Source organism: Burkholderia cepacia (assembly GCF_001718835.1).
GTDB classification, from domain to species: domain Bacteria; phylum Pseudomonadota; class Gammaproteobacteria; order Burkholderiales; family Burkholderiaceae; genus Burkholderia; species Burkholderia cepacia_F.
Window position 1 is genome coordinate 2,952,809 of the sequence record NZ_CP013443.1, and the last position, 13,061, is coordinate 2,965,869.

At 67.2% G+C, this 13,061-nt stretch carries 16 protein-coding genes; 6 read left to right on the forward strand and 10 right to left on the reverse strand.

Annotated elements, in window-relative coordinates:
- Positions 1 to 48 precede the first annotated feature (48 nt).
- Positions 49 to 216: a hypothetical protein gene (locus WT26_RS38055; protein ID WP_196774777.1), complete on the forward strand. Its 168-nt coding sequence runs from the start codon at positions 49 to 51 to the stop codon at positions 214 to 216.
- A 60-nt stretch (positions 217 to 276) separates the two neighbouring features.
- On the opposite strand, the gene WT26_RS16820 is transcribed toward WT26_RS38055, so the two are convergent.
- From WT26_RS16820 to WT26_RS16835, 4 genes are all read right to left on the reverse strand, one after another.
- Positions 277 to 1,197: a LysR family transcriptional regulator gene (locus WT26_RS16820; protein ID WP_069273793.1), complete on the reverse strand. Its 921-nt coding sequence runs from the start codon at positions 1,195 to 1,197 to the stop codon at positions 277 to 279.
- Between the two features lie 148 nt (positions 1,198 to 1,345).
- Entirely contained in the window at positions 1,346 to 2,119 is a 774-nt protein-coding gene (locus WT26_RS16825; RefSeq protein ID WP_059531772.1) for an SDR family oxidoreductase, read from the reverse strand.
- Positions 2,120 to 2,251: 132 nt separating this feature from the next.
- Positions 2,252 to 2,752: a DinB family protein gene (locus WT26_RS16830; RefSeq protein ID WP_069273321.1), complete on the reverse strand. Its 501-nt coding sequence runs from the start codon at positions 2,750 to 2,752 to the stop codon at positions 2,252 to 2,254.
- A 53-nt stretch (positions 2,753 to 2,805) separates the two neighbouring features.
- Positions 2,806 to 3,180 carry a copper resistance CopC family protein gene (locus tag WT26_RS16835; protein ID WP_069273322.1) on the reverse strand — a complete coding sequence of 125 codons (375 nt, stop codon included), beginning with the start codon at positions 3,178 to 3,180 and terminating at the stop codon, positions 2,806 to 2,808.
- Between the two features lie 123 nt (positions 3,181 to 3,303).
- Between WT26_RS16835 and WT26_RS16840 the strand changes: the two genes are divergently transcribed.
- Positions 3,304 to 4,020, forward strand: coding sequence for a pseudouridine synthase (locus tag WT26_RS16840; RefSeq protein ID WP_069273323.1), 717 nt, complete (start codon positions 3,304 to 3,306; stop codon positions 4,018 to 4,020).
- A gap of 105 nt (positions 4,021 to 4,125) precedes the next feature.
- Complete coding sequence (locus WT26_RS16845) at positions 4,126 to 4,314, forward strand: hypothetical protein (RefSeq protein ID WP_069273324.1); 189 nt, start codon at positions 4,126 to 4,128, stop codon at positions 4,312 to 4,314.
- On the opposite strand, the gene WT26_RS16850 is transcribed toward WT26_RS16845, so the two are convergent.
- Positions 4,297 to 5,331 (reverse strand): NAD-dependent epimerase/dehydratase family protein, encoded by a 1,035-nt coding sequence (locus tag WT26_RS16850; protein WP_069273325.1) that lies wholly within the window; start codon positions 5,329 to 5,331, stop codon positions 4,297 to 4,299. The genes WT26_RS16845 and WT26_RS16850 overlap by 18 nt on opposite strands.
- A 107-nt stretch (positions 5,332 to 5,438) precedes the next feature.
- Here WT26_RS16850 and WT26_RS16855 point away from each other — a divergent pair, with 107 nt between their 5' ends.
- The 3 genes from WT26_RS16855 to WT26_RS16865 all read left to right on the forward strand — a co-directional run bounded on the left by WT26_RS16855 (position 5,439) and on the right by WT26_RS16865 (position 8,417).
- On the forward strand, positions 5,439 to 6,470 hold the full coding sequence (locus WT26_RS16855; protein ID WP_039368138.1) for a CDP-6-deoxy-delta-3,4-glucoseen reductase: 1,032 nt from the start codon (positions 5,439 to 5,441) through the stop codon (positions 6,468 to 6,470).
- A 293-nt stretch (positions 6,471 to 6,763) separates the two neighbouring features.
- Positions 6,764 to 7,948, forward strand: a complete 1,185-nt coding sequence (locus WT26_RS16860) for an acetylornithine transaminase (RefSeq protein WP_069273326.1) — start codon at positions 6,764 to 6,766, stop codon at positions 7,946 to 7,948.
- A gap of 13 nt (positions 7,949 to 7,961) precedes the next feature.
- The gene (locus WT26_RS16865; protein ID WP_059531751.1) at positions 7,962 to 8,417 is read left to right on the forward strand and encodes a GNAT family acetyltransferase; all 456 of its coding nucleotides are present in this window, start codon (positions 7,962 to 7,964) and stop codon (positions 8,415 to 8,417) included.
- A gap of 24 nt (positions 8,418 to 8,441) precedes the next feature.
- On the opposite strand, the gene WT26_RS16870 is transcribed toward WT26_RS16865, so the two are convergent.
- The 5 genes from WT26_RS16870 to WT26_RS16890 form a co-directional block, all read right to left on the reverse strand.
- On the reverse strand, positions 8,442 to 9,113 hold the full coding sequence (locus tag WT26_RS16870) for a DUF2278 family protein (protein WP_059531748.1): 672 nt from the start codon (positions 9,111 to 9,113) through the stop codon (positions 8,442 to 8,444).
- 153 nt (positions 9,114 to 9,266) lie between these two features.
- Entirely contained in the window at positions 9,267 to 9,983 is a 717-nt protein-coding gene (locus tag WT26_RS16875; protein WP_059531745.1) for an ABC transporter ATP-binding protein, read from the reverse strand.
- Positions 9,983 to 10,759 (reverse strand): ABC transporter ATP-binding protein, encoded by a 777-nt coding sequence (locus WT26_RS16880; protein ID WP_059531742.1) that lies wholly within the window; start codon positions 10,757 to 10,759, stop codon positions 9,983 to 9,985. The genes WT26_RS16875 and WT26_RS16880 overlap by 1 nt, the downstream gene beginning before the upstream one ends.
- Before the next feature lie 24 nt (positions 10,760 to 10,783).
- Positions 10,784 to 11,953: an ABC transporter permease subunit gene (locus tag WT26_RS16885; RefSeq protein WP_059531739.1), complete on the reverse strand. Its 1,170-nt coding sequence runs from the start codon at positions 11,951 to 11,953 to the stop codon at positions 10,784 to 10,786.
- 18 nt (positions 11,954 to 11,971) lie between these two features.
- Entirely contained in the window at positions 11,972 to 12,922 is a 951-nt protein-coding gene (locus tag WT26_RS16890) for a branched-chain amino acid ABC transporter permease (RefSeq protein WP_006488946.1), read from the reverse strand.
- Positions 12,923 to 13,061: the final 139 nt, after the last annotated feature.

Consider the following 13,061-nt stretch of genomic DNA (forward strand, 5'->3'; position numbering starts at 1 on the left):
CGTGCGACTGTCCAACCGACAGCACCAAGACGCAACCGGAGGCACCCCATGTTCCTGCGAGCGATTTCACGATGGCTCGGCGGCGGCATGCTCGCGTCGACCCTATGGCTCACGCTGTCCGGGTGCGACCTGCTTCGCGAACCGCCGGTGCCCGACTGGCCGGGGCCGCATGCGCCCTACCCGTTCCCGGACAACATTCCACATCGCACCGAATGACCGATGCGCCCCTCCGAGGCGCCACAAGCCGCTCTCCCGGCCAATCCGCCATCGCGCCGCTCAGCCGGCGCGCCCCGTCTCGCGCAGCGCATCGCCCATCAGCTCGCCGAACCACTCGACGAAGGCATTGAGCCGCCGCGAACGATGGCGCCGGTGCGGATACACGGCCGATACGTCCATCGGCGCGGCGCGGTGGCCCGGCATCACGTCGACGAGTGCGCCGCTGACGAGCAGATGCTCGACGTCGAAGCGCGGAATCTGGATCAGCCCCATCCCGGCGATGCAGCTGGCGATATAGGTTTCGGCGTTGTTGACGATCACGCGGCTGGGCAGCGCGAACTGGCGCGTCGTGCCGTGCTCGCACACTTCCCACGGCAGCTCGCGCCCGGTCGTCGGCGACGCATAGCCGATCGCCCAGTGTCCGTGCGCAAGCGCGTCCGGATGCTCGGGCACGCCGCATTCGCGCAGGTAGTCGGGGCTCGCGCAGTTGATCAGCGTGAACTGCCCGAGCGGCCGCACGACGAGGCTGCTGTCCGCGAGCCGCCCGACGCGGATCGCGCAGTCGACGCCCTCCTGCACCAGGTCGATCGAACGATCCGTCGAGCCGAGCGACAGTTGCAGCTTCGGGTACCGGCGAAACAGCGACGGCAGCGCGGGCGCCACCATCCGGCGCGCGATCCGGCTCGGCACGTCGACGTTCAGCCTGCCGATCACGTCGCGGTCGCGACGGCGGAACAGGCGGTCGAGTTCATCGGCTTCCGCGAGCAGGCGCCGGCCGCGTTCGAGCAGCAGCGCGCCGTCGGCAGTCAGCTGCACCTGGCGCGTCGTGCGATGCAAGAGGCGCGTGCCGAGCCCCGTCTCGAGCTGCTGGACGGCCGCCGACACGGTCGCGCGCGGCACGTCGAGCGCGTGCGCGGCCTTGATGAAGCTGCCCATCTCGGCAACCTGCAGGAAGATTCTGACCTGATCCAGCTTGTCCATCGGCAAGAAGCGTGGGTTCGGGCGCGCACCGTCGTCCGGCGCGCCGGATGTGAAAAGGCGCGCGGCCGTGATGCCCGCGCGCCCGTCCATTGTCCACGCAAACGCGCCATTGCGGTGCGCGGACCCGCCCGACCGGTTACTTGGTCGGTTACTTGGTCGTATAGCCGCCGTTGATCAGGATCGTCTGGCCCGTGATCCACCAGCCGTCGGTGACGAGATGGCGAATGAACGGCACGACGTCCTCGATGTCGGTCAGGCCCGTCTTGCTGAACGGCGACAGCGCCGCCGCCGTCTTGTGATACGCGACCGCATCGGCCCCCTCGGCCGGATAGAAGAACGGCGTGTCCATCGGACCCGGCCCGACGGCCGTCACCGAGATCCCGCGCGCGCCGTATTCCTTCGATGCCGCGCGCGTGAAATGCTCGACCGGCGCCTTCGATCCTTCGTACGCCGCATAAAACGGCGTGAACGCGCCGAGCAGCGACGTCACGAGCGTGACGAGCTTGCCGTGATCCTCGAGGTGCCGCCCCGCTTCCTTGATGAAGAAGAACGCCGACTTGCTGTTGACCGCGAACATGTCGTCGTACTCGGCCTCGCTGATCTCGGTGAACGGCTTCTTCAGCACCTTGCCGACCGTGTTGATCGCGATGTCGATCTTGCCGAAGCGCTGCTTCGCGTCGTCGAACAGCTTCGCGACCGCGGCGGCCGTCGTCAGGTCGCCCTGGAACGTGGCAGCTTCCGCGCCGGCCGCGCGCACCGCGGCGGCGGTCTCCTCGGCCTGTGCCTGCGATGCGGCGCTGTTGTAGTGAATCGCCACTGCCTTCGCGCCGTGGCTCGCCAAATCCCGGGCGATCAGGCCGCCGAGATTCTTTGCGCCGCCTGCGATCAGGACGACCTTGTCTGCGAGCGTATGAGTTGCCACGGTGGACTCCTTTTCTCGTTGAACGAAACTTGGAGTGTAGGCACGTGCGACGCACCGGTCAGCCGGTCGCGGCTGGATGGATTATCCAGAAAATCGATCCAATCCGGCGCCGCATGCGCCTTATGCGCACGCTCAGCGCGCGTGCCGCTCGGCGTCGATCCTGCCGAGCAGCCATTGCATGCCGGCCAGATGCTGCTGGTCGTGGCTGCACAGGTAGTGGACGAGCCCGCGCACGGTCAGCGAGCCGTAACCGTCGAATTCGCCGATGCGCGCCAGTTGGGCCGGCGTGAGGCGCGCCACGATGTCGACCGTCCGGCGCCGGGCGTCGCGAAACGCGGCGAGCACGTCGGATGCGCGGGCGTCGTCGTAGCGGCGCTCGATCGCGAGCGCGTCGCCATCGATCGACATGAGCAGCGGGCGGTCTTCCTCGAGCATCCGCCGCAACCGCACGTGATAACCGTCGATCTCGATGTCGCGCACGTGGCAGAGCTGCCCGAGCGGCGAGAAGTGCTCGCTCGGGATCCCGGCCCAGTCGTCGGGCGTCCAGCGCGCGTAGCCGTCGGGGACGGCCGCGAAATGGGCTTCGAGCTGACGGGGAAAATCGGCGAGTGCGTCGAGCGTCGTCGGATTCATGCGAGCGTCTCCGTGTCGAATGCGGGGCAGCGGACGCCGCCCCGCCGCTGCATTCATTTCACGCTGAAGCCGTACGCGCCCTGCGTGCGGTGCCCGTCGGTCGCGACGGCCACCCATTTCACCGTATAGGCGCCCGTGCCGACCGCCGTGAGCGGCACCGTCATCCGCTTGCGGTTCGACGCGTCGATGCGCACGTGACCGTCCGACACCGTCTTGCCGCTGCCGTCGACGACGACGATCGAGCTGAACGCCGGCTCCAGCGGCTCGGTGAAGTCGATCGTGACGGCGGTCGGTGCGACGGCCAGCGCGGCGTTGGCCGCCGGATCGGCTTTGGCCGGCCGCGCATGCGCGAATGCGGCCGTCGACACGGTCGCGGCGAGCGCGACGGCGGCCGCCTTGCGGCCGAGGGAGAGCAGATCGAAGGTCATGTTCTTGTTCGTGATGAAGGATCGGATGCCGCGCGCGCGAACTGCCCGCGGCGCTCCGGCAGCTTACCAGTGCACGCGCCGTCGTGCCGGGGAGCGGGCGCCGCTTGATAGAATGCGCGCGCTATGGATCTCGAAAGCATTCTCTACACCCAGGGCTTCGGTTCGCGCCGCCAGTGCCGCGGCCTGGTCGAGGCGGCGCGCGTCGCGGTCGCCGGCGCGCCCTGCACCGACCCCGACGCCGCGTTCGATACCGACGGCCTGGTCGTTTCGGTCGACGGCGTCGCATGGCCGTTCCATGCGCGCGTGTATCTCGCGCTCAACAAGCCGGCCGGCTACGAGTGTTCGCGCGACCCGCAGCACCACGCGAGCGTGTTCAGCCTGCTGCCCGCGCCGCTCGTCGCGCGCGGCGTGCAGTGCGTCGGTCGCCTCGACCAGGACACGACGGGCCTGCTGCTGCTGTCCGACGACGGCCAGTTCGTGCATGCGTACACGTCGCCGAAGCGCAAGGTGCCGAAGACCTACGTGGCGACCGTGCGCCACCCGCTCGACGATGGGCAGCTGAATGCGCTGCGTAGCGGCGTGCAACTGCACGGCGAGCCGAAGCCGATCGCGGCGGTCGCGGCCGATGCGCGCGAGCCGCACGCGCTCGCGCTGACCGTCCTCGAAGGCAAGTATCACCAGGTCAAGCGCATGGTGGCGGCGGCGAGCAATCGCGTCGAAGCGCTGCATCGCGAAAGCATCGGCGGCTTCACGCTGCCGGCCGACCTCGAGCCGGGCGCCTGGCGCTGGTTGAGCGAGGCCGATCTGGCGTCGCTGCGCAATTCCGTCAAAACCCTGTAAGGGAAAATCCGCACGACCGTTCGACGCCCGGCCGCGTCCCGGCCGCAGGTTCCCCCGCTATACTGAAATGACAAGCTGTACGAGCAGCGATGCAGGGGAGACATCATGAACATCACCGATTCGATCTATCTGTCCTACGTGACGATCGCGTTCGCCGTGGTCGGCTCGCTCGCGATCGGCGGGCTGCTGGCCTTCATGCGCGCGACGCACAAATATCATCCGAACCTGATTGGCGCGCTGATCGGCGCGCTGCTGTGCTTCCTGCTGATCGAGGCATTACCGGCGCTGACCTGACGCGCTGCCCGGCGCGAGCGTTTGAAGGAAATCGTCTACGGTCGGATACCGCAACGTCACGCACAATTCGGCCTTGAGCCGTGCGTTGGACAGGCGCCGCGACTCGCGCATGAACGACAGCAGGGTCGGTTCGAGCTGGCGCTCGGCGTCGGCGCGGCTGACGCGTGGCGGCCTCGGCAGGCCGAGCACCTGCGCGACCCGGTCGAAATACTCCCCCATCCGCAGTTCGCTGTCGTCCGACGCGTGCACGGCGCGCGCCGGCCTGCCGCGTTCGGCCGCGCGGCGCAGGATCGCCGCGAGATCGTCCGCGTGGATGTGGTTCGTGTAGACGTCGTCGGCCGGCTCGAGTGCCGGCGTACCGCGCTCGAGCCGTGCGACCGGCAGGCGGTTCGCCGCGTAGATGCCCGGAATGCGCACGATGCGCGCGGACAGCACGCCGCGCACCGTCGCCGCGCGCAGTTGCCGCTCGGCCGACACGCGCCGGAACGCCCGCGGATTCGCGGGACGCAGCGGATGCGTTTCGTCGATGCGGGCGCCGCCGCAGTCGCCGTATACGCCCGTCGTGCTCGCATAGACGAGCCTCGGCGCGCGAAGGCCGTCGGGTACAATACGCGTTTCCCGCGAGGGCGCACCGGCCTGCCGGAGCGCCGCGCGCGCGGCCCGCAGCCTGCCGGATGCCGGCGCGGGCTGCGCGAGCCGCCGCCCGGGCATGGTCAATGCGGCAACGAGCGCACGCGTGCGCCGATCGTCGCGGCCATCGGATTGCGGCGGCGCGAGATGCAGGATCGTGCGGGCCAGGCCCGCGAGGCGGCCGAGCGTCGCCCGGCGATCGAGGTCGCCGACGATCGGCGTCGCGCCTGCGGCGCGCAGTTCGTCGCGGCGGGCCGGGTGGCTCGTCAGCGCGAAGATCCGCAGGTTGCGGCGCGTGTCGCGCCATTGCGCGACGCAGCGCATGCCGACGTCGCCGCAGCCGACGATCAGTGCGCGCGGCCGGCGCAGGATTCGAGTCGCGATCATGTTGGTTGCGAAATCAGTAGCCACCGTTGCGCGACGCGCAGCGGGCTTGCATTTTAGCTGCCGTGCTCGACGGGCACGGTCCCCACATTTTGTTCTAGTTTGGTTCTATGGCATTCAACGTCACTCTCAAGCAAAGCGGCCGGCAATTCCAGGTCGAGTCGGACGAAACCGTGCTGGCGGCTGCGCTGCGCCAGAACGTCCATCTGCCGTACGGCTGCAAGAACGGCGCGTGCGGCTCCTGCAAGGGCCAGATCGTGTCGGGCCAGATCGAACAGGGCCCGCACGCCGCGTCGGCGCTGTCCAACGACGAGCGCACGCGCGGCCTCGCGCTGCTGTGCTGCTCGAAGGCGCAGTGCGACCTCGAAATCGACGTGCGCGAAATCGCCGGCGTCGACGGCGTGCAGGTCAAGAAGCTGCCGTGCCGGATCGCCGCGCTCGAACGCAAGGCCGACGACGTGATGGTCGTGAAGCTGCAGTTGCCCGCCAACGAACGCCTGCAGTATCTCGCGGGCCAGTACGTCGAGTTCATCCTGAAGGACGGCTCGCGCCGCAGCTACTCGATGGCGAACGCGCCGCACGAGGAAGGCCCGATCGAGCTGCACATCCGCCACATGCCGGGCGGCAAGTTCACCGACCACGTGTTCGGCGCGATGAAGGAGCGCGACATCCTGCGCTTCGAAGGCCCGCTCGGCACGTTCTTCCTGCGCGAGGACTCCGACAAGCCGATCGTGCTGCTCGCATCGGGCACGGGCTTCGCCCCGATCAAGGCGATCATCGAGCACGTGAAGCACACGGGCATCACGCGCCCGATGACGCTCTACTGGGGCGCGCGCCGCAAGAAGGACATCTACCTCGGCGAGCTCGCCGAGCAGTGGGCGCGCGAAATCCCGAACTTCAAGTACGTGCCGGTGCTCTCCGAGCCGGACGCCGGCGATCAATGGACGGGCCGCACCGGCTTCGTCCATCGCGCGGTGATCGAGGATCTGCCCGACCTGTCGGGCCACCAGGTGTACGCGTGCGGCGCGCCGGTGATGGTCGAATCCGCGCAACGCGACTTCACGCAGCACCACGCGCTGCCGGCCGACGAGTTCTACGCCGACTCGTTCACGAGCGCCGCCGATCTCGCGCATCCGGTCTGACACCCGCGCAGCCGCGTCCCGCGTTGCGCGCCGCGATGTCACATCCCCGGCATCGCGGCGGTTTACAGTGAGGCGCGGGATGCCTTATGCTTGCGCACATGAACCGCTTCCTGTCCGCCCTTCGACGTCGCCGCTCGCCGCTCCGCCCGGATGCCGCAGGCTCGTCACGGACTCGCGCGTAACCCCCACACTGCTTCACCGGTTACGCACAAGCTGTTCGACCCACCAGCCACGGCCTTCCGTGGCTTTTTTATTGCCTGTTTCCCTTTCAACGTCCGCTGGAGTCTGCTGCCATGCCCCTGAACGATTATCCGATCGACTCGCTGATGTACATCACGAACCGCCCCGACATCGTGTTTACGCACGGCAAGGGTTCGTGGCTCTACGATCACACGGGCAAGCGCTATCTGGACTTCATCCAGGGCTGGGCCGTCAACAGCCTCGGCCACTGCAACGACGGCATCGTCGAAGCGCTGAAGACGCAGGCGGAAAAGCTGCTGAACCCGTCCCCGGCGTTCTACAACGAACCGATGGCGAAACTCGCCGGCCTGCTCACGCAGCACAGCGTGTTCGACAAGGTGTTCTTCACGAACAGCGGCGCGGAGGCGAACGAAGGCGCGATCAAGCTCGCGCGCAAGTGGGGCCGCAAATTCAAGAACGGCGCCTACGAGATCATCACGTTCGACCACAGCTTCCACGGCCGCACGCTCGCGACGATGTCGGCCAGCGGCAAGCCGGGCTGGGACACGATCTACGCACCGCAGGTGCCGGGCTTCCCGAAGGCCAAGCTGAACGACATCAACTCGGTCGAGAAGCTGATCACCGACAAGACCGTCGCGGTGATGCTCGAGCCGATCCAGGGTGAAGGCGGCGTGATTCCGGCGACGCGCGAATTCATGCAGGCGCTGCGCGCGCTGACGAAGCAGCACAACCTGCTGCTGATCGTCGACGAGGTGCAAAGCGGCTGCGGCCGCGCGGGCACGCTGTTCGCGTACGAGCTGTCCGGCATCGAGCCGGACGTCATGACGCTCGCGAAAGGCATCGGCGGCGGCGCCCCGCTCGGCGCGCTGCTGTCGAAGGCCGAGGTCGCGGTGTTCGAGGCCGGCGACCAGGGCGGCACGTACAACGGCAATCCGCTGATGACGGCGGTCGGCTATTCGGTGATCTCGCAGCTCGTCGCGCCCGGCTTCCTCGAAGGCGTGCGCGCGCGCAGCGAATACCTGAAGCGCAAGCTGCTCGAGCTGTCGGAAGAGCGCGGTTTCGAAGGCGAACGCGGCGAAGGCCTGCTGCGCGCGCTGCTGCTCGGCAAGGACATCGGCCCGCAGATCGTCGAGAAGGCGCGCGACATGCAGCCCGAGGGCCTGCTGCTGAACGCCGCGCGGCCGAACCTGCTGCGCTTCATGCCCGCGCTGAACGTGACGACCGAAGAGATCGACCAGATGATGGCGATGCTGCGGTCGGTTCTCGACACGCTCTGAGGAGAGCCCGCCGATGGATGCCGCCGCCGATGCTGTCGCAATCCGCCCGTTCGAACGCGCCGACACCGATGCCGTGCTCGCGGTATGGCGCGACGCATTCCCGCAGTACGACGAAGCCGGTGCGCCTCCGCACCGCGATCCGCTGCGATCGATCGAGCTGAAGCTCGCGACGCAGCCGGAGCTGTTTTTCGTTGCAACCTGCGGCGCACGCGTCGTCGGCACGCTGATGGCGGGTTTCGACGGACATCGCGGCTGGCTCTACTCGTTCGGCGTCTCGAACGACGCGCGTCGGCTCGGCATCGGCCGCGCGCTGATCGCGCATGCGGAACGCGCGCTCGCCGCGCGCGGCTGCCTGAAGATCAACCTGCAGGTGCTGCCGGGCAACGACGACGCCTGCCGTTTCTACGCGGCGCTCGGCTACCGCGTCGAGGAGCGCATCTCGTTCGGCAAGACGCTGCCGGCCGCATGACGCGAAAGCCGGCCGCCGGCGATCTCAGCGCGTGATCGGCCCCGCGCCCGGCAGCGGATTGCCGAGCGCGTCGGTCGGCACGGCCTGCTGCTCGAACGCGGCGAAATAGGCGGCCCACTGCGTGTCGCTCACGCGCACGATCAGCGCGCCGTCCTGCCAGATGTCGTTGTGGTCGTTGTGGTCGTCGCCCGCACGGTGCAGGTAGTTCGGGCCGGTCGAACCCTGGTTCATGTGCGTGTCGTGGATGCCGTTGCCTTCGGCATACGAGCGGCCGAACACGACGACGTCGAGCCCCTGCGACTGCGCGGCGTTCACGAGCCGCAGCAGCGACGGGATCGGCTCCGGATTCTCGGTGCCGTCCATCACGGCGCTCGCGCGCCACGCCCCCGTTTCGTTCAGGATGTCGCTGCGCAGGTAGTCGAGCGCGGGCAACGCGGCCTGCCCCGTCAGGTCGGTATAGCCTTCGGCCGCGGCCGCGAGCGTCTGCGTGATCGGGTGGTGGAAATCGTAGACGAGCTTGTAGTTCAGCAAGTCGTCCGCGTCGCTGGTGCCGACGTTGATCGCGACGTCCCAGTTGCCTCCCGGCAACGCCAGCGTCAGGTGGATGTGATACTGGATCTCGCTGCCGTGCGGCGAGCCCTTCAGCTTCGCCACCGATGTCACCTTCGCCTTCACGAAACCGTAGTCCAGACTCATGCGTGTTCTCCGTGTCCCGATGGACTTCCGATGCTACGCCGCTTGCATGTCGATTTGCAGACGGGGCTCATCATGAAAAAAGGCTGTCGCGGCATCCCGTGACAGCCTTTCGAAAGCCCTTGCGCGCCGCCCGCGGCGACGCGCGGGGCCCGTTCATTCGCCCAGATACGCGGCACGCACCTTCGGATCGTCGAGCATCTGCTTCGCATCGCCTTCCATCGTGACCGTGCCCGAATCCATCACGTAGCCGCGGTCGGCCGCCTGCAGCGCGAGGCGTGCGTTCTGCTCGACCAGCAGCACCGTGATGCCCTCCTTCGAGATCTCGCGCACCACTTCGAAGATCTTCTCGACCATGATCGGCGACAGGCCCATCGACGGCTCGTCGAGCAGCAGCAGCTTCGGCTTCGACAGGATCGCGCGCGACATCGCCAGCATCTGCTGCTCGCCGCCCGACAGCGTGCCCGCGAGCTGCGTCGCGCGCTCCTTCAGACGCGGGAAGAAGCCGAACATGCGGTCGACGTCCTTCTTGATCTGCTCGGAGTCGTTGCGCAGGTACGCGCCCATCTGCATGTTCTCGACGATCGACATCCGCGCGAAGATCCCGCGACCTTCCGGCACCATCGCGAGGCCGCGCTTGAGGAGTTCGTGCGTCGGCACGCCCTTGATCGACTTGCCGTCGTACTCGATGTCGCCCGCCGAATACGCCTTGAGACCCGTGATCGCCTTCATCGTCGTGGTCTTGCCTGCGCCGTTCGCGCCGATCAGCGTCACGAGCTCGCCCTGGCGGACTTCCATGTCAACGCCCTTGACGGCCTGGATGCCGCCGTAGTTGACCTGCAAGCCCTTGATTTTCAACATTGCCGCTGCCATCAGTGCACCCCTGCGCCGAGATATGCCTCAATCACCTTCGGATTCTTCTGCACGTCCTGCGGCAGACCCTCGGCGATCACCTTGCCGTAATCGAGCACCGTCATCCGGTTGCACAGCCCCATCACGAGCTTCACGTCGTGCTCGATCAGCAGGATCGTGCGGCCGTCCGAGCGGATCTTGTCGAGCAGGCGCGTGAGTTCGACCTTTTCGGTCGCGTTCATCCCGGCCGCCGGCTCGTCGAGCGCGAGCAGCTTCGGGTCGGTCGCCAGCGCGCGCGCGATCTCGAGACGGCGCTGGTGGCCGTACGACAGGTTGCGCGACGTGTAGTCGGCGTACTGCAGCACGCCGACGTATTCGAGCAGCTCGATCGCGCGTTCCTTGATCTCGCGCTCTTCCTGGCGTTCGGCCGGCGTCTGGAACACCGCGCCGAGCAGCCCGTGCTTGGTGCGCACGTGGCGGCCCACCATCACGTTCTCGAGGGCCGTCATCCCGCCGAACAGGCGGATGTTCTGGAACGTGCGCGCGATGCCCGTCTTCGCGACCTGGTGCACCGCGGTCGGCTTGTATTCCGAGCCGTCGAGCTTGAACTCGCCGGAGTCCGGCGTGTAGAGGCCCGTGATCACGTTGAAGAACGTCGTCTTGCCGGCGCCGTTCGGGCCGATCAGCCCGTAGATCTCGCCTTCCCTGATTTCGAGGCCGACGTCGGACAGCGCCTGCAGGCCACCGAAGCGCTTGTTCACGCCCTTGACGGACAGTCGGATTTGCTTGTCGCTCATGTGTATATCCCCTGTGTCCGTAGGTTAGGCGCGCACCGGCTTCTTGCTGTTGCGCTTCGCCAGTTTCGCGATCTTGTCCTCATGCTTCGGCGCGGGCCACAGGCCTTCCGAGCGGTACAGCATGATGACCACCATCGCGAGGCCGTACAGCGCCTGACGGATCACTTCCGTATCGACGACGTCATGACCGAACAGCGCATGCTGCAGCGGGCTCATCGTCGAGCGCAGGAATTCCGGGAAGATCGCGAGCAGCACCGCGCCCAGGATCACGCCCGGGATGTGGCCCATGCCGCCGAGCACCACGCACGCAAGCACGACGATCGATTCCCAGAACGTGAACGACTCGGGCGACACGAAGCCCTGGAACGCACCGAACATCGCGCCCGACAGGCCGCCGAACGACGCGCCCATCGCGAACGCGAGCAGCTTCACGTTGCGGGTGTTGATGCCCATCGCCTTCGCCGCGATTTCGTCTTCGCGGATGGCTGCCCAGGCACGGCCGATACGCGAGTGCTGCAGGCGCGTACACACCCAGATCACCAGCAGCGAGCACAGCACGAACAGGTAGTAGTACATGTAGACCGACGGCAGTTGCAGGCCGAACAGCGAGTGCGTCTGCGACAGGTTGAAGCCGCCGACGTGCACCGGATCGATGCCCGTGATCCCCTTCGGGCCGTTGGTGATGTTCACCGGACGGTCGAGGTTGTTCATGAAGATCCGGACGATTTCACCGAAGCCCAACGTCACGATCGCCAGGTAGTCGCCGCGCAGGCGCAGCGTCGGCGCGCCGAGCAGGATCCCGAAGGTCGCCGCCAGCGCCATCGCGATCGGCACGATGATCAGGAACGGGATGTGCAGGCCGTTCGGCGCGAGCGCCGCGATCCACTCGAACTGCGAGGTCAGGTGCGGCGAGCTCAGCAATGCCGCCGTGTATGCGCCCACCGCGTAGAACGCGATGTAGCCGAGGTCGAGCAGGCCGGCGAAGCCGACCACCACGTTCAGGCCCAGCGCGAGCATCACGTACAGCATCGCGAAGTCGAGCACGCGGACCCAGTAGTTGCCGCCGGCCGAGCCGATGATGATCGGCGCGGCGATCACGAACGCAGCGGTCAGGATGCCGATGACGACGGTCTTGGCGGTGTTGCGCTCTTCGACGAGCGACGTCGAGGATTCGATCGGTTGAATGGATGTCATGTTGTTTGCTCCCTTCCGTTACGCGCGATCCGCGACACGTTCGCCCAACAGGCCGGACGGACGGAACACCAGCACGATGATCAGCACGATGAAGGCGAACACGTCCTGGTAGTTGCTGCCGAATACGCCGCCCGTGAGGTTGCCGATGTAGCCGGCCCCGAGCTGCTCGATCAGGCCGAGCAGCACGCCGCCGACCATGGCACCGCCGAGGTTGCCGATCCCGCCCAGCACCGCGGCCGTGAATGCCTTCATGCCGGGGATGAAGCCCATGTAGAAGTGCACGTTGCCGTATTCGGACGCGATCATCACGCCGGCCAGCGCGGCGAGCGCGGAGCCGATCATGAACGTCGCGGAGATCACGAAGTTCGGGTTCACGCCCATCAGGCTCGCGGTGTTCGGGCTTTCGGCGATCGCGCGCATCGCGCGGCCGAGCTTGGTCTTGTGCACGAGCAGCAGCAGGCCGCCCATCACGATGAACGCCACCGCGATGATCACGATTTCAGTGACCGAGATCACGGCGCCGGGCGTCGTGTCGGTCGCCTTGATCACGTTGATCGGATCGGTCGGCAGCAATTGCGGGAACGGCAGCGGGTTGCGCGACCAGATGATCATCGCGGCGGTCTGCAGCAGGATCGACACGCCGATCGCGGTGATCAGCGGGGCGAGGCGCGGTGCGCGGCGCAGCGGCCGGTATGCGACCCGCTCGATCGTGAAGCCGACGAACGCACAGACGACTGCGGCGATGCCCAGGCCGATCGTCAGCGTCGCGACGTTGCCGAGTCCGGGGAAATGGTTCTGCAGCACGGTGATGGCCGACAAGGCGACCATCGCGCCGATCATCAGCACGTCGCCGTGCGCGAAGTTGATGATGCCGAGAATGCCGTACACCATCGTGTAGCCCAACGCGATGATGGCGTAGACACTGCCGAGCACCAGCCCGTTGAGAACCTGCTGGACGAAAATATCCATTTAAAGCTCCTTGGCCCGTGCTGCCGGAGGACGTTGCGCCCCGCGGGTAAGCGAGGAATCGCGCCTTCTCGGCGACACTGCGGGTACTAGTCGATACCGGTAAGGGTGGATCGTCCCGGCGCGCGCCGCCCGGCCTGTA